Origin of the sequence: Sulfitobacter sp. HI0027 (assembly GCF_001634775.1) — a bacterium.
GTDB lineage: Bacteria > Pseudomonadota > Alphaproteobacteria > Rhodobacterales > Rhodobacteraceae > Sulfitobacter.
Genome location: NZ_LWER01000403.1, coordinates 1 through 18,330 on the forward strand (window position 1 = coordinate 1; position 18,330 = coordinate 18,330).

Below are 18,330 nucleotides of genomic sequence, written 5' to 3' on the forward strand. Positions count from 1 at the left end.
AGGCGCATTTCCTCTTCGGCATTGGCGCCGAGCAGGTTTTTCAGGAATTCCTGCCGTTTCAAGGCCACGCGCATGGCATCGCTGCCGTAGATCAAAAGCCCCGTCCGCGCGGGATCAGGCCGCGCGAAATAGGGCTTTGCGTCGCGCGGGGTGAGCTTCATTGCGGCAAGTCAGCTGCATAAAGGCGGCTCACGACGAGGTCAGCCAGAATCACCATCAGGCGTTCCTGCGCGTCCAACTCGGCGGCGCGGGTGGCGACGGTGGTGCCGGTGGCGGAATAGCCGGTGAAGCTTTCGACCTTGCCCGAGGTCACGATCTGCCCGCTGTCGAGGTCGCGCAGGGCGTAAGAGGTGGTGCCAAGCAGGTTATAGCGCCGGGTGTTGCCTTCGCTGTCGATGGCTAGCCCGTCTTCGGTTGTGGTGGTGGTCAGCGCCAGCCCCCAGCGGGGCGTGGCCGCGCGGCCCAAGCGGCTTTCCACCTCGCGCACTAGGAAATAGCCAAAGCGGTCTTCGGGCGCATCGACCAGCACGCGGTTTTGCAGGGCCGTTCCCGCGCCGCCGGGGCCATAGACTGGCTCGAACCCGCAGGCGGCGAGCGCCAGCAGGGGCAGGGCCAACAGGAAGCGGCGGCGCATATGGGTGGGCTTAGGCAACGACATTCACAATCCGTCCGGGCACGACGATGACCTTTTTCGGTGTGGCCCCGTCCAGTGTTCGAATGACAGCTTCATGCGCCAGCGCGATTTTTTCAACCTCTTCCTTCGGCATGTCGGCGGGAACCTGAATTTCTGCCCGGCGTTTGCCGTTGATCTGGATCGGCAGGGTCACGGTGTCATCGACCAGCATCTTCTCATCGGCCTTGGGCCATGGGGCTTTGGTGATCAACCCTTCGCCGCCTTGATGCGCCCAGATGTCTTCAGCCAGATGCGGGGTCATCGGCGACATCAACTGCGCCAGCGTCATGATCGCTTCGCGCTGTGCGGCGTAGCCTGCTTTGGATTTTTGCAAGGTGGCGGTGAAGGCATAGAGCTTGGCAATCGCCGCGTTGAAGCCGAAGGATTCCACGCCCATGGTCACGTCATGGATCGTCTTGTGCAGGGCGCGCAGCAGGTCATCATCACCGGTGCCGGGTGCTTCGCGGTCCATCTCGCTCACGCGGTCGCAGATGTTCCACACGCGCGACAGGTGCTTGTAAGAAGCCTCGGCCCCGCTGGCGGTCCATTCCACATCGCGCTCTGGGGGCGAATCGCTGAGCACGAACCAACGCGCGGTGTCGGCGCCGTAGTTCGAGATGATGTGCAGCGGGTCGACGACGTTCTTCTTGGACTTCGACATTTTGGCGGAGGGGATGATCTCCACCTCGGTGCCGTCGCTGAGTTTGCCGTCGGTCACTTCCTCGGGCAGGTGATAGACCGGGCGGCCGTTGGCATCGCGGGTCTGGTAAATCTCATGCGTCACCATGCCTTGGGTAAAGAGCGCGTCGAAGGGCTCCACCGCGCTTTCGGGCAGGTGGCCGGTGATTTGCATCGCACGGGCAAAGAAGCGCGAGTAGAGCAGGTGCAGGATCGCGTGTTCGATGCCGCCGATATATTGATCGACGTTCATCCAATATTGCGCGTCTTCCATGACGGTCGGCGTCTCCGCGCGCGGTGCGGTGAAACGGGCGAAATACCACGAGCTGTCGACGAAGGTGTCCATCGTGTCGGTCTCGCGCAGCGCGTCCTTGCCGCAGGTGGGACAGGCGCAGTTGCGCCATGTCGGGTGGCGGTCAAGCGGGTTGCCGGGCGTGTCAAAGCTGACGTCGTAGGGCAGCTCGATCGGCAGGTTCTCTTTCTTTTCGGGCACCACGCCGCAGTCGTCACAATGGACAACCGGGATCGGGCAGCCCCAGTAGCGCTGGCGCGAGAGGCCCCAGTCCCGCAGGCGGTATTTGGTGACGCCTTGGCCAATGCCGTTTTCCTCGCAAAAGGCGATCGCGGCGTCGACGGCGTCTTCGCCGGTCTGCCACGGGTCACCCGCAAAGCCACGGTTGTAGAACACCTTTTCCGACTTCTGCGGCACGAAAGCTTCGTCGAGCTTGGGCGAGGCGTCTTCCGAAGGCAGGAAGGTCGAGATGATCGGCAGGTCGTATTTGCTGGCGAAATCGAAATCGCGCTGGTCGTGGCCGGGGCAGCCGAAAATCGCGCCGGTGCCATAATCCATCAGGATGAAGTTCGCGATATAGACCGGCAATTCATGCGCCGTGTCAAAGGGATGGCGCACGCGGATGCCGGTGTCGTAGCCCAACTTCTCGGCGGTTTCGATGGCTTCTTCGGTGGTGCCGCCCTTGCGGCATTCGGCACAGAAGGCGGCGACGGCTTCATCGTCCCGCTCCAGCGTTTTGGCCAGCGGGTGGTCGGGCGAAATGCCGACAAAAGACGCGCCCAGCAGCGTATCGGGGCGGGTGGTATAGACTTCGATGCGGTCGAAGCCCTCGGGCGCTTCGATGGTCGAGAAGGCAAACTGCAAGCCGCGCGATTTGCCGATCCAGTTGGCCTGCATCAGTTTGACCTTGGCGGGCCAGTTATCGAGGCTATCGAGTGCGGAGAGCAACTCTTCGGAGTGGTCCGAAATCTTGAAGAACCACTGCGTCAACTCGCGCCGCTCTACCGGCGCGCCAGAGCGCCAGCCGCAGCCGTTTTCGACCTGCTCGTTGGCCAGCACGGTCATATCGACCGGGTCCCAGTTCACCACGGCGTTTTTGCGGTAGACCAGCCCCTCTTTGAGGAAGTCCAAAAACAGCGCCTGCTGCTGGCCGTAGTAGCCGGGGTGGCAGGTAGCGATCTCGCGCGACCAGTCGATCGAGAGGCCGAGCGGCTTCATCTGTTTTTTCATCTCAGCGATATTGGCATAGGTCCAATCCGCCGGGTGGCCACCGATGGCCATCGCTGCGTTTTCGGCGGGCATGCCAAAGGCGTCCCACCCCATCGGGTGCAGCACGTTATGCCCGGTGGCAATCTTGTAGCGCGCGATCACATCGCCCATCGTGTAGTTGCGCACATGCCCCATGTGGATGCGGCCCGAGGGGTAGGGGAACATCTCAAGCACATAGTATTTCGGCTTGTCGGCGTTGCGAACGGCCTGAAAGACGCCATCCTTTTCCCAGGCTTGCTGCCAGCGGGCTTCGATCTCGGCGGGGGTATAGCGGGGCATGAGGGGACCTTCGTGACATGAAAAACGCCGGGCTGCGGCTTTCACAAGGCCCGGCGTTGGAAACGTGTTGAGTTAAGCGGGCTCAGAATTTGCTGTCGGACACGCGCATTTCCCGCGCCCGGCTGAGGATCGCATCCTCTACCGCGCGGGTTGTCGCCCGTGCCACCGGCTGGCCGCCCGAGGATTGCAGCGCCACGTTGAGCGAGCGGGCATCCAGTGCCGGGTCGTCGATCAGCACGGTCGCGCGATACGCACGACCACCGCCCGGCGGGGTGCCATAGCCGGTAACGATCACCCCGGTGAAAGGATCGACCGATTGCACCGGCAGGAAGTTCAGCACTTCCAGCGAGGCCGACCAGAGGTATTTGTTCACCGAAACGCTGGTGTCGGTGTTCTTGCGGTTGAAGATCGACCAAATCGTATTCTCGGGGTTGGTCTCGATGTTATTGGGGTTGTTGGGGTTGGTGTACTGATCCGGCCGTTCCGTGGCAGGGCTGCCAAAGCCCCCACCACAGGCGGCAAGCGCGCTGAGCGCCAGAACGGAGATCGCTATCTTGCAAGCGGTACGAAGGGCCATTGCAGCTTTCCTTTGCCTGTTTGCGTTCCGGTCTATCCAAGCAGGCCCTTATCGGCAAGGTCTATGTCGGGTCTGCGTTCCACGGCTGAACCGAGGCAAATACGGCCTAACCCGGTGTCTGGTCGGAAAAACTGTGGCATAGCTGCACCAACCATGGCGACATTGAGAGGGAAGGCTGCGTGAACCTTGCCAAGTGCAGGTCATCGGGGGCAAACACCCTTCATACCCTTACCGGATTCCCCGGTCTGGGCATATGAATTCAAACCGAGGGAAAACTCATGAAAAAAGTTCTCTTCGCTACAACAGCCCTGGTTGCGACCGCCGGTGTAGCAGCAGCAGACGTAACATTCGGCGGCTACGGCCGTTTTGGTATCCTGTATTCCAGTGCGGCAGGGCCAGATGGGCTTGCGCAAACATTTGGTGATGATGGAACGGGAGACAGCTCCACCGACCTGACGTACCGCTTCCGTCTGCAGTTGGATGCAACAGCAGAGTCCGATACCGGCGTGGTTTTTGGTGCGCGTGTTCGCATCGAACAAGAAAACGATGAAGTCGACGATGCAGCCAACTCTGGCACCGGTATCAACGCACCGCGCTTTTTCGCCCGCTCCGGTGGTTTAGAAGTCGGCGTTGGAAACATTTACGGCGCGATCGAAGCTATGCCCGGCATGTATCCCATCGACCTCGGCCTGACCGGTCTTGAGTACCAATACTCGCCCTATCAGTACGGTGCCGACTTCTACGATTCCGATGGCGCAGGTGCATCGGCTGGCAGCGCCGGTACTGGTGCGCCGTTCCAGAACGCTGTTGAAGTTATGTATTCCTTCGGCGACTTGTCGGTGCATGTTTCGGCGTCGGAGGGTGCTCGCGACCGCGTGGCGGCACATGTCGCCTATACTTGGAGCGGCTGGACATTCGCGCTGGGTGGCCAGGACTCCAACTCAGCAACGGACACCGAGTGGCTAGCGTCGGCCGGTGGTTCTCTTGGCGCAGTTGATGTGAGCCTAGCCTATGCCGATAATGGTGCGAACGGCGACCAATGGACGCTCGCCGGTCGTTACGACGTCAGCGCTGCGACTGATATTGAGTTCTATGTCTCCGATGCGGAAACCTACTTCGGTAACCCCACGAGCAACAACTCTTATGGTATCGACTTTAACCATGACTTGGGTGGCGGCACGTCCCTCCGTGGTGGCGTTGCAAAATTCTTCCAGGGTCACACCGTTGCCGACATGGGTGTTCGCTTCAACTTCTAAGTTGAACGACAGACTGTGACTATTGGGGCAGGCCTTTCGGTCTGCCCCTTTTCTTTTGCCCACTGCTGTTGTTTTCTGCGCGCCTGACATGGAGGGCCGAAAATGAGTCTGAGCGACATCCAAAACCGCATCACGAAAGCCGAAGCTGATGCAGGCCGCGCGGCGGGGTCGGTCAAGCTGATCGCCGTCAGCAAAGTTCAGCCCGACGCCCGCGTGCGTGTGGTCTTGGAAGAGGGACACCGCTCTTTCGGCGAGAACCGCGTGCAAGAGGCGGCGGGCAAATGGCCCGGCTTCCGCGCGGATTTCGAGGGCATTGACCTGCACATCATTGGCCCCCTGCAAAGCAACAAGGTGCGGCAAGCGATGGAACTGGCCGAAGCGATCCACACGGTGGACCGTCCGAAACTGGCCAAGACCATCGCCCGTCTGGCACAGGAGATTGGCCGCTGTCCCGATTTGTTCATTCAGGTAAACACCGGCGAGGAAGATCAGAAGGCCGGGGTGATGCCCCGTGAGGCGGATGATTTCATTGCCGAATGCCGTGCGCTGGACCTTCCGATCAAGGGACTGATGTGCATCCCCCCGGTGGATGAGGCCCCATCGCTGCATTTTGCCCTGCTGGCGAAGATCGCCGCACGCAATGATCTGAGTGGCCTTTCGATGGGCATGAGTGGTGACTTCGAGCAGGCCATCGCGCTTGGTGCTACCCATGTGCGCGTCGGCTCCGCCATCTTTGGCGAGCGGGTTAGCGAATAATCAGCCGCGTCGCCGGGCCGATACGGGCCGCGATCTCATGAAGATCGTCCCGCGCAAAGGCGATGCAGCCCTCGGTCGGGTAGCCGGGCCGCCGCCACTGGTGAATAAAGATCGCGGAGCCGCGCCCGGCCTCGGCCTCTGGCCAGTTCCAATCGGTTAGGATCACCAGATCATAGAGCGGATCAGCGCGGCGCAGCGCCTCGTGGCTATGGGGGTAGGGGGCATGGACGCGGTGGTTGTAGTCAGGCTGGCCGCTGGCGTCGGACCACAGATCACCGGGCCCGATCGGCTGCGCCCAAGCGCTTGGGGCCGGGATGCGGTCAGGCCGGTAGAGCATGCCGACCAAGCGATGGACCCCGCGCGGCGTGGCACCATCGCCTTCGCGCTTGCCACGGGTCAGACCGCCCTTGCCGATGCTGCAGGCATAGCGCCGCCCCTGAAACCGCAGCCCCGTCGGGGTCAAAACCATATCGTTCGGGGTCACAGCAGATGCCCCGACTTCGCGGCTTTGGTGGCCAGATAGGCGCTGTTATGACGGTTTTCGCCGACGGCCAGCGGGACGCGCTGGGTCACCGCAATGCCGCTTTGCTCCATCATGCCGACCTTGCGGGGGTTGTTGGTCAGCAGGCGAACGGCGGAGAACCCCATCGAGCGCAGGATGTCAGCCCCGAGGCGGAAGTCGCGCTCATCATCCTCAAACCCCAGCCGGTGATTGGCCTCAACCGTGTCGAAACCCTGATCCTGCAAGGAATAGGCGCGCATCTTATTGGCAAGGCCGATGCCGCGCCCCTCTTGGTTGAGGTAAAGCAGCACGCCATTGCCCTCACCGCCCATCTGCGCCAATGCAGCCCGAAGCTGCGGGCCGCAGTCGCATTTTAGGCTGCCCATCAGATCGCCAGTAAAACAGGCCGAATGCAGCCGGCAGAGGACGGGCGTGTTGCGGGCGGGGCGGCCAATCTCGATGGCGTAATGCTCTTCGCCACCGTCCTCAGGGCGGAAGATATGCAGACGCCCGGCCTCGGACACCTCCATCGGCAGGCGGGCGTTGACCACCGGGTGCAGGGCGCTGCGACGGGCGAGGATGGGGGCGGCGGCGGTGAGATCGATCAGGGTCAACCCATGCAGTCGCGCGAAGTCAGCGCCCTGCGGCAGGTCCAGCACCAATGCGGCGGGGAGCATCCGCGCGGCCTTTACCAGATCAAGCGCGGCGCTGTGGGCGGCCGTATCCCCGCCCCGCGCGGTCTGCAGGGGCCCTTTCATCGGGGCGCGCAGGTCATCCGCCGGATCGGCGATGCTTTGCACCCAAGCGGGCGTTGCACCGGGGGGCAGCAACACGCGCGCGAGATTGCCATCATAGGCGCGCGCCTTAAGCGTTTCCGCCCGCCGCGCCGTGATCGCCAACACCGGCGCACCGCCCAAGGCCAGCACATCCGCAAGGCGCTGCGCGGTCAGCGTCTCCGCCGCCAGCACGAGAGCGGCCTGCGCCCCATCCGCCAAAACCACGGGCACGCCCATGCGTAAATCGGCCCGCGCACGCGCCAGTTGTTCGGTGATGTCCGGGGCGAAACTCATGGTTTGTTGCAACTCCGCAAAGGCTTCAGCGTTTATCTAAGTTATTTCCCAAGGAATTGAAACATTTCACGCTTTGTTGACACGAGGCTGTGAGACAGAGGTCACATACCTTGTCGGAGCCCGTGCCGAAGCGCATGTATAAGGCAACAGACGGAGAGATAGATGGCCCAGCTTAAGAAAATCCTGCTCGTTGACGATGACGATGACCTGCGCGAAGCGCTGAGCGAACAGCTTATCATGACCGAGGATTTCGATGTGTTCGAGGCCGCCAACGGCACCGAGGCGATGACCAAGGCGAAAGAGGCGCTCTATGATCTTATCATCCTCGACGTGGGCCTGCCCGATACCGATGGCCGTGAGCTTTGCCGTCTGATGCGCAAACAGGGGGTGAAAAGCCCAATCCTGATGCTGACCGGCCATGACACCGATGCCGATACCATCCTCGGCCTTGATGCGGGGGCGAATGACTATGTCACCAAACCGTTCAAATTCCCCGTCCTTCTGGCCCGTATCCGTGCGCAACTCCGCCAGCACGAGCAATCCGAAGATGCGGTGTTCCAGCTTGGACCCTATACGTTCAAACCCGCGATGAAGGTTCTGACCACGGAGGACGACCGCAAGGTGCGTCTGACCGAGAAAGAGACTAATATCCTCAAGTTCCTCTACCGCTCCAACGATGGTGTGGTGCCGCGCGATGTGTTGCTGCATGAGGTCTGGGGCTACAATGCGGGCGTCACGACCCACACGCTTGAAACCCATATTTACCGCCTGCGGCAGAAGATCGAGCCTGACCCTTCGAATGCCCGCTTGCTGGTGACTGAATCCGGTGGTTATCGCCTGATGGCATAAAAACCGGGAACCATTTCCAACCTCGTTTGGTTGGAAACCCTGAGAGGCGGGGTTTTCATGACCCGCCACTCGGTTTGAAGCCCGACTTTTGTACCCGGGTAAAGGTACATACCTCCCTGTTGGACTGGCCGGGCCATAGTGCCCGGCCTTTTTTTGTCCGGGGCGGGGTTGAGATCGTCACTCCTGCCCGGAGCCACGCCGCAGGCGCCGGGCCATCGCCTGCCCGCCCGTCACGCCAAAGGCGTGCCGTATCATTCTCAGCGCACCTCCGGTGCGACCGGATAGGCGATTTAGAGAGGCTGGGCGCGACCTTCAGAACACACATCAAGGCCGCACCATAAAGTGGCAACAAGCGGCCTTGGGTCGCCGACTCGCGGGCAGGCGATGGCCCTTACCGCAAGGAACCCCATTTCCGCATGGCACCGCCGCGCCACCCGCGTTATTGTGCCGACCTACCCCCAGACCGGAGCCTGCCCCCATGTCCTTTTCTCTCGCCACTTGGAACATCAACTCTGTCCGTCTGCGCGAGCCTTTGGTGCTGAAGCTGCTGGCCGAACACGGGCCGGATGTGCTCTGCCTTCAAGAATGCAAAAGCCCGGTCGACAAGATCCCGGTCGAGGCGTTCAAGGCGGCGGGATACACCCATATGGTTGCGCGTGGGCAGAAGGGCTACAACGGTGTGGCGATCCTGTCGAAGCTGCCCTTGGTGGATGCGGGCGATCAGGATTTCGCCATGTTGGGCCACGCCCGCCATGTGGCGGCCAAGCTGGAAAACGGCACCACGATTCACAATTTCTACGTCCCCGCAGGCGGCGACAAACCCAACCGCGAGATCAATGAGAAGTTTGGCCAGAAACTCGATTACCTCTCGGAAATGCGCGACTGGTTTCATAGCGACAAACCCGAGAAGTCGATCCTTGTGGGCGACCTGAACATCGCCCCGCGTGAGGATGATGTCTGGGACCACAAAAAGCTGTTGAAGATCGTCAGCCACACGCCTGTCGAGGTCGAAGCGCTTGGCGCGGTGCAAGATGCGGGCAATTGGGTCGACATCACCCGGCAGGATGTGCCGGCTGGCAACCTCTATAGCTGGTGGTCCTACCGCGCTGCCGATTGGGATGCCGCCGATAAGGGTCGCAGACTCGATCATATCTGGGCCACATCGGATATCGCGCAGGCCGGGCACTCCAGCCATATCGTCCGCGATGCGCGCGGTTGGGAGAAACCCAGCGACCACGCGCCGGTTTTTGCCAGTTTTGACCTTTGAATCGCGCCCCCGCACGTCCATATAAGGCCAAACGCGATTAGCGAGGATAACAGCATGACCGACCTGAACCTTTCCACCGCCACCCCTGCGGATGCCGACCTGATCAAGGACACGACCGAGGCGACCTTCATGGCTGACGTGGTCGATGCCTCGCAAACGGTGCCGGTCATCGTTGATTTCTGGGCGCCGTGGTGCGGCCCTTGCAAGACGCTTGGCCCGATGTTGGAGGACGCCGTGCGCGCGGCCAAGGGCGCGGTGAAGATGGTGAAGGTCAATGTCGATGAGGCCCAAAACATCGCGGGCCAATTGCAAATCCAGTCGATCCCCACGGTCTATGCCTTTTTCAAAGGCCAGCCGGTCGACGGTTTCCAAGGCGCGCTGCCGCAGTCCGAGATCAAGGCTTTCGTCGACCGCGTGGTAAAGGCGGGGGGCGGCGAAGCGCCCGGTGATACGCTGGCCGATGCCGTCGCCGCCGCCGAAGAGATGCTGGCCGAGGGGGCCGCCACGGATGCGGCGCAGACCTTTGCCGCAATTCTGGAAGAAGACCCGATGAACGCGCCCGCCTATGGCGGCATGGTCCGGTCCCATATCGCCATGGGCGCATTGGATCAGGCCGAAGCCCTGCTCAACGGTGCGCCGATCGAAATCTCCAAAGCCCCCGAACTCGAAGCCGCCCATGCCCAGTTGCAGCTGGCACATCAGGCTGCGGATGCAGGCCCCGTGGCCGAGTTGACCGAGAAGGTAGAGGCAAACCCCGACGATCATCAGGCGCGGTTCGATCTGGCCCAAGCGCTTTACGCGCATGACGATGCCGAGGCCGCTGTCGATCACCTGTTGGAACTGTTCCGTCGGGACCGTGGGTGGAATGACAGCGCCGCCAAAACGCAGCTTTTCACTATTTTTGAGGCGCTTAAGCCCAATGATCCGGTGGTGCTCAATGGCCGTCGCAAACTGTCGTCAATGATATTTGCCTGAGGAGACGGGCGCACTAAGTCCCTTGTCATGATCAAGCCCGCAGAACTGCCCAAGACTATTGCGATCTTTCCGTTGGCAGGGGCGCTGCTGCTGCCCCGCTCGCGCCTGCCGCTGCATATCTTCGAGCCGCGTTATCTTCAGATGATCGAAGACGCGCTCAAGACTGACACGCGGTTGATTGGCATGGTCCAGCCCAACGAGATGCCCGGCCGCGACGGCAACGGGCTGCACCAGATCGGCTGCGCGGGGCGCATCACCCAGTTTTCCGAGACCGAGGATGGCCGCTATATGGTGACCCTTGGCGGCGTCTCACGCTTTCGCGTGGTGGAAGAGATTGAAGGCTTTTCCCCCTATCGCCGCTGCGATGTGAACTGGGCGGGCTTTGACCGTGACTTGGGCGAGGATGAGGTCGACGACAGTTTCGACCGGGTGCGGTTCCTTGACCTATTGGGGCGGTATTTCGACACCCGCGGCCTCTCGGCTGATTGGGACACGTTGAAAGATGCCGAGGATGAGCTGCTGATAAACTCCCTGTCGATGATGTTGGAGTTTGAGGCCGAGGACAAACAGGCGTTGCTAGAGGCGCCGTCGCTGGAAACCCGGCGCGAGACATTGGTGACATTGATCGAATTCGCGATGCGCGGCGGTCAGGAAGAGGGCTTGATGCAATGACGGATGCCACCGTTCAATTCGACCGCCGGATGCTGGAGGCATTGATCTGCCCGCGCACCCAGACGACGCTGACCTATGACGCAGAAAAGCAAGAACTGGTGTCGAAAGCTGCCGGGCTGGCCTATCCGATCCGCAATGGCATTCCGGTGATGCTGCCTGATGAGGCGCGGACGCTGTAACTGGGCCCCGCTAAAGGGGCTTCCCACGCATCAATCGGGGCAGGTCACCCGTCAGCCCTGCCGCTTCGCGGATGAAGGTCCGGCGCAGGCCGGGCAGGGCGTTGATCGCGGCCATGCCCATGTCACGGGCCAGACGCAAAAGCGCATTATCGTTTGAAAACAGCCGGTTAAAGCTGTCTGTCGCCAGCGCGAGGCTGGCATTGTCGAAGCGCCGCCATTCCTGATAACGCGCCAGTACCGCGTCGTTTCCGGGGTCTTCGCCCCGTCGCACCGCATCGGCAATCACCTCGGCCAAGGCCGCCACATCGCGTAGGCCTGCGTTCAACCCCTGACCTGCGATGGGATGCACTCCATGTGCCGCATCTCCCAAAAGCGCCACGCGCGGCGCGGTCATGGAATGCGCCAGCGACAGGCCCAGCGGATAGCTGTAGCGCGGGCCGGTCAGGGAAAGCTCCCCCAGAAAGCTGCCGAAGCGCGGGCGCAGCACGTCGAGGTATTGCGCATCCGGCAGGGCATTAATGGCGGCGGCATTTGCGCTGGCTTCGCTCCAGACGATCAGCGAGCGGTTACCAGTCAGCGGCAAGATCGCCAGCGGGCCGGGGGGCATAAAGAACTGATGCGCGATGCCGTGATGCGGTTTCTCGTGATCGACCACGCAGACCAGCGCAGTCTGACCATAGGACCATGCAATGCGCTTGATCCCGGCGCGTTCGGCGGTCCCGCTGCCGCGCCCATCGGCCCCCACGGCCAGCCGCGCGCGCAGTGTCTTGACGCCGTCCAAGGTCAGGGTGATGCCTGTCGGCTCTACCGTTTGATCGGTGACGCGGGTGTCGTTCAACATGGTGATCGCCGGATCGGCCGCGACGGCCTTTAGCAAGGCGCGGCGCAGGTGGCGGTCTTCGACCATATGACCCATCGGGCCTTCTTCGATCTCGGCATGGTCGAAATGCATGAACATGGGCGAGGGGCCGGTTCCGGCGCGCCCATCGGTGACTTTGATCTGAAGCATCGGCTGGGCGTCACCGGCGATTTCAGGCCAGATGCCGAGGCCTTCCATCAGTCGCACCGAGGTCAGCGCCAGCGCATAGGCGCGGCCATCGAAGTCGGCGTTCTCAAATGTCCGCGCGGGCAGGGCGTCAATCACCGCCACGCGCAAACCCGCGCGGCTGAGGGCCAGAGCAAGGGCAGGGCCGTTCAGCCCGCCGCCGATGATCGCGATATCGTGGTCAAAATCCATGGCCCTAGATATGACCTGCGCGCGGGGATTGTCCATGCGCCGAACGGTCGCTAGGTTCGCCACGAACATCGGCAAGGGGTACGACATGCGCGAATGGTTGGAAATGACGGCGGCGGATCTGGGGCGCGGAATCGCGGCGGGCGATATCGACCCCGTGGCGCTTTGCGATACCTTTCTTGATGCCATCGACGCGCATCCGATGCGCGACCGTATCTATGCCCGCGTCACCCCCGAGCGCGCCCGCGCCGAAGCCGCCGCCGCGGCTGAGCGTGCTCGCGACGGCCAGCGCCTGTCGCCGCTTGATGGTGTGCCAATCTCTTGGAAAGACCTATTCGATACCGCTGGCACAGCGACGGAGGCGGGAACCAAGCTGCTAGAGGGCCGCGTGCCGGAGCGTGATGCGGAAGTTCTGGCCAATGCGACCGCGATGGGTTTGGTCTGTCTGGGCAAAACCCACATGAGCGAATTGGCCTTCTCGGGCCTTGGCCATAATCCCAGCACCGCGACGCCGCCCTGCGTGAACGAGCCTGACAGCGTCTCTGGTGGGTCGTCTTCGGGGGCGGCAGCCTCGGTCGCCTTTGGCTTGGCGGCGGCGGCGATTGGGTCGGATACGGGCGGATCGGTGCGTATTCCTGCGGCGTGGAATGATCTGGTGGGGCTTAAAACCACGGCTGGGCGGGTCTCCCTCGCCGGGACGGTACCGCTGGCGGCGAAGTTCGACACGGTTGGTCCGCTTTGCCGCTCTGTCGAGGATGCGGCGCTGCTGCTGGGCGTTCTGGAAGGGGCCAAACCCGCCGATTTGCAAGAGAGTGAGTTGGAAGGCTGCCGCTTTGCGGTGTTGACCAATGTCGTGATGGATCAGCTTTCCGAAGAGCCAAAGGCGGCTTTCAACGCGGCAGTGGAGCGGTTGCGGGACGCAGGTGCTACTGTCGATGAAATCTCCGTGCCCGAGGTCGAAGAGGCGATGCCGCTGAGTTCTTGTCTCTACACCACCGAAGCCTACGGTCTTTGGCGAGATGTCATTGAGGCCAATCCAGAGGCGATGTTCACTGAAATTCTTGAGCGTTTCCGGTTGGGTAAGGGGTTCTCCGGCCCCGATTACGTTGCCGCTTGGGCCAAACTTGATCTGGCGCGGGCAGGCTATGACCGGGCCGTGGCGGGCTATGACGCCGTACTGGTGCCGACCGCGCCGATGCTGCCACCGAACATTGAGCGGCTGAACAGCGATCACGACTACTACCTCGCGCAGAATCTCCTTTCGCTGCGGAACACGCGAGTCGCGAATCTCATGGGGCTCTGCGCGCTTACGTTGCCAACCGGAACGCCGTCCTGTGGCATCTCTTTGATGGCCGCTCCCAATGCCGAGGAACAGCTTTTGCGCCTTGGTGCAGCGGCTGAAGCGGCCCTGCGCGAGGCATAACAGCGCACGACCGAAAAGCCACAAGGGCGGCAAATCTCCCGGTTTTTCTGGACGGGAGAGGCGCCCTTGGGTACCTTGGGGCAAACGGGGCATGAATGATCCCGATCCGAGGCAGTTTTGATGATGTATTCCGAGCGGTTTTCGAACCTTCCGGCCCACGTGTGGCCGCGCCTGCGCGCCTTGCTCGATGGGCATGAGGGTGGTGGCACGCCTATCCATATGACCATTGGCGAGCCGAAACATGCGTTTCCGGCTTGGGTCACGGATGAGATCACGAAACACGCCGAAGGTTTCAACAGATACCCGCCGAATGACGGCTCGCCCGAGCTGCGCGCCGCCATCGCCGCATGGATCGCGCGGCGCTACGGTGTCGAAATGGACCCCGACAGCGAGGTTATGGCGCTGAACGGCACCCGCGAAGGGCTGTACAACGCCGTCATCGCGCTCTGCCCGCCGACCAAGAACGGCGAGAAATCGGCGATTCTGATGCCGAACCCGTTCTACCAAGTCTATATGATCGGTGCGATCTCGGGCGAGGCAGAGCCGATCATGGTCCCCGCCACCGCCGAGACCGGGCATTTGCCCGATTTCGCCAGCCTGCCCGAAGAGGTGCTGCGCCGCACCACGGCGGCCTATCTTTGCTCGCCCGCCAACCCGCAGGGCGTTGTCGCCTCGCGCGATTACTGGGCCGATCTGATCGCGCTGGCCGAGAAATATGATTTCCTGATCTTCGCCGATGAATGCTATTCTGAGATCTACCGCGACACGCCGCCCACCGGTGCGTTGGAGGTGGTTAAAGAACTCGGCACCGACCGCAACCGGGTGGTGATCTTTCACTCGCTGTCGAAACGCTCCAACCTGCCGGGGCTGCGCTCAGGCTTTGCCGCCAGCGGGGCAGAGACGATGCGCGAGATCAAACAGTTGCGCAACTATGCGGGCGCACCGCTACCGCTGCCCTTGCAGCAGGCCGCTGCCGCCGTCTGGGCGGATGAAGCGCATGTGGAAGAGAACCGCGCGCTCTACCAAGAGAAATACGCCATCGCCGACCGCATTTTTGGCAATGTGCCGGGCTACGCGAGCCCCGAGGCGGGGTTCTTCTTGTGGCTCCCGGTCGAGGATGACGAGGCCGCGGCGCTGAAACTGTGGCGCGAGACAGGCGTGCGGGTGCTGCCCGGCAGCTATTTGGCGCAGAACGTTGCCGGGGAGAATCCCGGTCAGAATTACATTCGGGTCGCCTTGGTGGCCCCAAAAGACGAAACGACGCGCGGGTTGGAAGCGATCCGCGACTGTCTGTATTCGACATAAGCGAGGGACGACATGGCATATCAGACACGGGGACGCGATCCATTGCTAGACAGCAACATGGCCGAGGCAATCGAAAAGCGCGGTCGTGAACTGCTGGGGCTGGCGCTGATCATGCTGGGCATTATGGCCGCCATGATGATCGGCAGCTACACGCCCGACGATCCAAACTGGATGGTCTCGACGGATGCGCCGGTGCAGAACTGGATGGGCCGGATCGGTGCCTCCATTGCCGCACCGCTGTTCATGATCGTCGGTTGGGGCGCTTGGGGCATTGCCATCGTCCTGCTGTTCTGGGGCGGGCGTTTCGCGCTGCATCAGGGCGATGACCGTGCCCTCGGGCGTCTGATCTTTGCCCCCATCGCCGTGGCGCTTGGGGCGATCTATGCCGCGACGCTGGCCCCCGGTCAGGAATGGCTGCTGACCCATAGCTTTGGTCTGGGCGGGCTTTTTGGCGATACCGTTATGGGCGCGTTGCTGACGGTCTTGCCCATTGGCTCGACCCTGACGGTCAAGCTGATGTCGCTTTTGATGGGCGTGGCGATTCTGGCTCTGGGTGCCTTTGTGCTGGGCTTCACCAAGGCCGAGTTGATGCGCATCACGCGGTTCCTGCTGGTCGGACTGATCATGGCCTATGCCGGGTTGATGACCTTGTTGGGCCGGGGGGCCAGCGGTGCCGTCGTTGCCGCGCAGAACCTGTCGGCCCGTCAGGCCGAACGCCGTGAGCGCCGCCGTCAGGAGGCTGAGGAAGCCGAGACTTGGGCCGCACAGGACGCAAGTCAGGATTACTACGCGCAGCAAGCCCCTATGCCTGAGCCGGAAGCAGAGCCGCGCAGCCTGTTTGGCCGCATGCCCGGTCTTATCAAACGCCCCGAAGCGGACGATATGCCCGAGCCGGAACTGATCGAGACCTACAGCGACGCCATCGTGGATGAGACACCGGGCGAGGAGCGCATCAAGAGCAAGATCGCCGATGTCATCAAGAACCGCGTCCGTAATGCCAATGCGATCCACACGCCGACAACCGCGCCGCTGACCAAAGGCCGGGGCCGTGGGCCGGACCCGCTGTTGCTGAACACCAGCCAGCCCGCCACCCTGCGCGCCGAGCCGCCTTTGACCGCAGGCTCGGCCACCCTGCGCCCTGAGCCGCTGCTGCGCAAACCGCAGGTGCAGCCTGAGCCGGCACCGGAGCCGATGGTCGAAGAGCCGATGATGCAAGAGCCGATGGTTGAGCGTTACGAGGATACCGTCACCTCTGAAACCCTGCCGTTGCAGCAAGCGCCGGCGCCAGAGGCGATGAAAATCCCCGTGGCCGAGCCGCGCAAAGTGGTGCAGCAGCCCACCCGCAAACCCGTCCAACCCTCGAAACAGGCGCAGGTCGAAGCGCAGCCCACCTTGACCTTTGACGACACGCACCCCGGTTTCGAATTGCCGCCGCTGAGCCTTTTGGAAAGCCCCGAGAGCGTGCAGCGCCTGCACCTGAGCGACGAGGCGCTGGAAGAAAATGCGCGGATGCTGGAAACCGTGCTCGATGATTACGGCGTCAAGGGCGAGATCGTCGCCGTGCGCCCCGGTCCCGTGGTCACCATGTATGAGCTTGAGCCTGCGCCGGGTCTCAAGGCCAGCCGTGTGATCGGTCTGGCGGATGACATCGCGCGCTCCATGGCCGCGCTGTCGGCGCGTGTTTCCACCGTGCCGGGCCGCAGCGTGATCGGCATCGAACTGCCCAATGAGAACCGCGAGAAGGTGATCCTGCGCGAAATCCTGTCGAGCCGTGATTTCGGCGATGGCAATCAGCGCCTGCCGCTGGCGCTTGGCAAGGACATCGGCGGCGATCCGGTTGTCGCCAACCTTGCGAAAATGCCGCACCTGCTGATCGCGGGGACCACCGGTTCGGGTAAATCGGTGGCGATCAACACGATGATCCTGTCGCTGCTGTACAAGCTGACGCCGCAGGAATGCCGGATGATCATGATCGATCCTAAGATGTTGGAACTGTCGGTATATGACGGCATTCCGCATCTGCTGTCCCCGGTTGTGACCGACCCGAAAAAGGCTGTTGTCGCGCTGAAATGGACCGTGGGCGAGATGGAAGAGCGCTATCGCAAGATGTCCAAGATGGGCGTGCGGAACATCGAAGGCTACAACGGTCGCGTCCGCGAAGCGCTGGCCAAGGGCGAGATGTTCTCTCGCACTGTGCAAACCGGCTTTGACGAAGATACCGGCGAGCCGATTTTTGAGACCGAAGAAAATACCCCCGAGGCGCTGCCCTATATCGTCGTTATCGTCGACGAGATGGCCGACCTGATGATGGTCGCGGGCAAGGAAATCGAAGCCTGCATTCAGCGTCTGGCGCAGATGGCGCGGGCATCGGGTATCCACTTGATTATGGCGACGCAACGCCCCTCAGTCGATGTTATCACCGGCACGATCAAGGCAAACTTCCCGACGCGGATTTCCTTCCAAGTGACCTCGAAAATCGACAGCCGCACGATCTTGGGTGAGATGGGTGCCGAGCAGCTGCTGGGCATGGGCGACATGCTTTATATGGCAGGCGGGGCCAAGATCACCCGTTGCCACGGCCCCTTTGTCAGCGACGAAGAGGTCGAAGAGATCGTCAACCACCTCAAGCAATTCGGTGAGCCCGACTATGTCGGTGGCGTGGTCGAAGGGCCGTCCGAGGATAAAGAAAGCAACATCGACGCGGTGCTGGGCCTTGGCGGCAATACCGATGGTGAAGACGCGCTTTATGACACCGCCGTTCAGGTGGTCATCAAAGACCGCAAATGCTCGACTTCTTACATCCAGCGCAAACTGGCGATTGGCTATAACAAGGCCGCGCGTTTGGTGGAGCAGATGGAGGAAGAGGGGCTCGTGTCTCCGGCCAACCATGTTGGCAAGCGCGAGATTCTGGTGCCGGAACAGGCATAGGCTACGCGCCCCCTCCCCTCTCGGGGGCGGTCATAAAGAAAACACCGCCGGGCCTCCCTCCCGGCGGTGTTTTTTTATGGGGCAGAGGCTGCGATAGCGAAAAACCGCCCCCTGATATCGAATATCACGCCCACCCGCCCTATGTC

The 18,330-nt window shown here is 62.0% G+C and carries 16 protein-coding genes and 1 pseudogene; 10 read left to right on the plus strand and 7 right to left on the minus strand.

The window, feature by feature from the left end:
* The 4 genes and pseudogenes from A3722_RS24120 to A3722_RS18255 form a co-directional block, all read right to left on the minus strand.
* A pseudogene (locus tag A3722_RS24120) lies at nt 1–161 on the minus strand (DNA polymerase III subunit delta); the annotation flags it as partial.
* Nucleotides 158–658 carry an LPS assembly lipoprotein LptE gene (gene lptE / locus A3722_RS18245; protein ID WP_067624415.1) on the minus strand — a complete coding sequence of 167 codons (501 nt, stop codon included), beginning with the start codon at nt 656–658 and terminating at the stop codon, nt 158–160. The pseudogene A3722_RS24120 and the gene lptE, both read right to left, overlap by 4 nt.
* Nucleotides 645–3,191, minus strand: coding sequence for a leucine--tRNA ligase (gene leuS, locus A3722_RS18250; protein WP_067624413.1), 2,547 nt, complete (start codon nt 3,189–3,191; stop codon nt 645–647). The genes lptE and leuS overlap by 14 nt, the downstream gene beginning before the upstream one ends.
* A gap of 82 nt (nt 3,192–3,273) precedes the next feature.
* Complete coding sequence (locus A3722_RS18255) at nt 3,274–3,768, minus strand: DUF3576 domain-containing protein (RefSeq protein ID WP_067624410.1); 495 nt, start codon at nt 3,766–3,768, stop codon at nt 3,274–3,276.
* Nucleotides 3,769–4,046: 278 nt separating this feature from the next.
* Here A3722_RS18255 and A3722_RS18260 point away from each other — a divergent pair, with 278 nt between their 5' ends.
* Both A3722_RS18260 and A3722_RS18265 read left to right on the plus strand, forming a co-directional pair.
* The gene (locus A3722_RS18260; protein ID WP_067624407.1) at nt 4,047–5,024 is read left to right on the plus strand and encodes a porin; all 978 of its coding nucleotides are present in this window, start codon (nt 4,047–4,049) and stop codon (nt 5,022–5,024) included.
* A 102-nt stretch (nt 5,025–5,126) separates the two neighbouring features.
* Nucleotides 5,127–5,780, plus strand: a complete 654-nt coding sequence (locus tag A3722_RS18265) for a YggS family pyridoxal phosphate-dependent enzyme (RefSeq protein ID WP_067624404.1) — start codon at nt 5,127–5,129, stop codon at nt 5,778–5,780.
* On the opposite strand, the gene A3722_RS18270 is transcribed toward A3722_RS18265, so the two are convergent.
* Together A3722_RS18270 and ribA are read right to left on the minus strand one after the other, a co-directional pair.
* Nucleotides 5,770–6,264 carry a L,D-transpeptidase family protein gene (locus A3722_RS18270; protein WP_067624402.1) on the minus strand — a complete coding sequence of 165 codons (495 nt, stop codon included), beginning with the start codon at nt 6,262–6,264 and terminating at the stop codon, nt 5,770–5,772. The two genes, A3722_RS18265 and A3722_RS18270, sit on opposite strands and share 11 nt — an antisense overlap.
* Nucleotides 6,261–7,352: a GTP cyclohydrolase II gene (ribA, locus tag A3722_RS18275; RefSeq protein ID WP_067624399.1), complete on the minus strand. Its 1,092-nt coding sequence runs from the start codon at nt 7,350–7,352 to the stop codon at nt 6,261–6,263. Before ribA ends, A3722_RS18270 begins: the two co-directional genes overlap by 4 nt.
* 162 nt (nt 7,353–7,514) lie before the next feature.
* Between ribA and A3722_RS18280 the strand changes: the two genes are divergently transcribed.
* The 5 genes from A3722_RS18280 to A3722_RS18300 all read left to right on the plus strand — a co-directional run bounded on the left by A3722_RS18280 (nt 7,515) and on the right by A3722_RS18300 (nt 11,294).
* Complete coding sequence (locus A3722_RS18280) at nt 7,515–8,201, plus strand: response regulator transcription factor (protein ID WP_067261731.1); 687 nt, start codon at nt 7,515–7,517, stop codon at nt 8,199–8,201.
* Between the two features lie 478 nt (nt 8,202–8,679).
* On the plus strand, nt 8,680–9,468 hold the full coding sequence (locus A3722_RS18285) for an exodeoxyribonuclease III (RefSeq protein ID WP_067624394.1): 789 nt from the start codon (nt 8,680–8,682) through the stop codon (nt 9,466–9,468).
* A 54-nt stretch (nt 9,469–9,522) separates the two neighbouring features.
* Nucleotides 9,523–10,443, plus strand: coding sequence for a thioredoxin (gene trxA, locus A3722_RS18290; RefSeq protein WP_067624391.1), 921 nt, complete (start codon nt 9,523–9,525; stop codon nt 10,441–10,443).
* A gap of 27 nt (nt 10,444–10,470) precedes the next feature.
* A complete protein-coding gene (locus A3722_RS18295) occupies nt 10,471–11,115 on the plus strand; it encodes an LON peptidase substrate-binding domain-containing protein (RefSeq protein ID WP_067624388.1) in 645 nt (214 codons plus the stop codon).
* Complete coding sequence (locus tag A3722_RS18300) at nt 11,112–11,294, plus strand: Trm112 family protein (protein WP_067624385.1); 183 nt, start codon at nt 11,112–11,114, stop codon at nt 11,292–11,294. Before A3722_RS18295 ends, A3722_RS18300 begins: the two co-directional genes overlap by 4 nt.
* 10 nt (nt 11,295–11,304) lie before the next feature.
* Here A3722_RS18300 and A3722_RS18305 read toward each other — a convergent pair whose 3' ends face one another.
* Nucleotides 11,305–12,531 carry an FAD-dependent monooxygenase gene (locus A3722_RS18305; RefSeq protein WP_082849540.1) on the minus strand — a complete coding sequence of 409 codons (1,227 nt, stop codon included), beginning with the start codon at nt 12,529–12,531 and terminating at the stop codon, nt 11,305–11,307.
* 85 nt (nt 12,532–12,616) lie between these two features.
* On the opposite strand from A3722_RS18305, the gene A3722_RS18310 reads away from it, so the two are divergent.
* The 3 genes from A3722_RS18310 to A3722_RS18320 all read left to right on the plus strand — a co-directional run bounded on the left by A3722_RS18310 (nt 12,617) and on the right by A3722_RS18320 (nt 18,184).
* Nucleotides 12,617–13,951, plus strand: coding sequence for an amidase (locus A3722_RS18310; RefSeq protein ID WP_067624169.1), 1,335 nt, complete (start codon nt 12,617–12,619; stop codon nt 13,949–13,951).
* Between the two features lie 120 nt (nt 13,952–14,071).
* Nucleotides 14,072–15,256 (plus strand): aminotransferase class I/II-fold pyridoxal phosphate-dependent enzyme, encoded by a 1,185-nt coding sequence (locus A3722_RS18315; protein WP_067624167.1) that lies wholly within the window; start codon nt 14,072–14,074, stop codon nt 15,254–15,256.
* Between the two features lie 12 nt (nt 15,257–15,268).
* Complete coding sequence (locus A3722_RS18320; RefSeq protein WP_067624165.1) at nt 15,269–18,184, plus strand: DNA translocase FtsK; 2,916 nt, start codon at nt 15,269–15,271, stop codon at nt 18,182–18,184.
* Nucleotides 18,185–18,330 lie beyond the last annotated feature (146 nt).

Bases quoted from the DNA above. Each gene is read 5' to 3' on its own strand.
- A3722_RS18315 (WP_067624167.1), top strand. From the start codon at position 14,072: ATGATGTATTCCGAGCGGTTTTCGAACCTTCCGGCCCACGTGTGGCCG.
- lptE (WP_067624415.1), bottom strand. From the start codon at position 658: ATGTCGTTGCCTAAGCCCACCCATATGCGCCGCCGCTTCCTGTTGGCC.
- A3722_RS18295 (WP_067624388.1), top strand. From the start codon at position 10,471: ATGATCAAGCCCGCAGAACTGCCCAAGACTATTGCGATCTTTCCGTTG.
- A3722_RS18255 (WP_067624410.1), bottom strand. From the start codon at position 3,768: ATGGCCCTTCGTACCGCTTGCAAGATAGCGATCTCCGTTCTGGCGCTC.
- trxA (WP_067624391.1), top strand. From the start codon at position 9,523: ATGACCGACCTGAACCTTTCCACCGCCACCCCTGCGGATGCCGACCTG.
- A3722_RS18305 (WP_082849540.1), bottom strand. From the start codon at position 12,531: ATGGATTTTGACCACGATATCGCGATCATCGGCGGCGGGCTGAACGGC.
- A3722_RS18285 (WP_067624394.1), top strand. From the start codon at position 8,680: ATGTCCTTTTCTCTCGCCACTTGGAACATCAACTCTGTCCGTCTGCGC.
- A3722_RS18280 (WP_067261731.1), top strand. From the start codon at position 7,515: ATGGCCCAGCTTAAGAAAATCCTGCTCGTTGACGATGACGATGACCTG.
- A3722_RS18320 (WP_067624165.1), top strand. From the start codon at position 15,269: ATGGCATATCAGACACGGGGACGCGATCCATTGCTAGACAGCAACATG.
- A3722_RS18260 (WP_067624407.1), top strand. From the start codon at position 4,047: ATGAAAAAAGTTCTCTTCGCTACAACAGCCCTGGTTGCGACCGCCGGT.
- ribA (WP_067624399.1), bottom strand. From the start codon at position 7,352: ATGAGTTTCGCCCCGGACATCACCGAACAACTGGCGCGTGCGCGGGCC.
- A3722_RS18310 (WP_067624169.1), top strand. From the start codon at position 12,617: ATGCGCGAATGGTTGGAAATGACGGCGGCGGATCTGGGGCGCGGAATC.
- A3722_RS18300 (WP_067624385.1), top strand. From the start codon at position 11,112: ATGACGGATGCCACCGTTCAATTCGACCGCCGGATGCTGGAGGCATTG.
- leuS (WP_067624413.1), bottom strand. From the start codon at position 3,191: ATGCCCCGCTATACCCCCGCCGAGATCGAAGCCCGCTGGCAGCAAGCC.
- A3722_RS18265 (WP_067624404.1), top strand. From the start codon at position 5,127: ATGAGTCTGAGCGACATCCAAAACCGCATCACGAAAGCCGAAGCTGAT.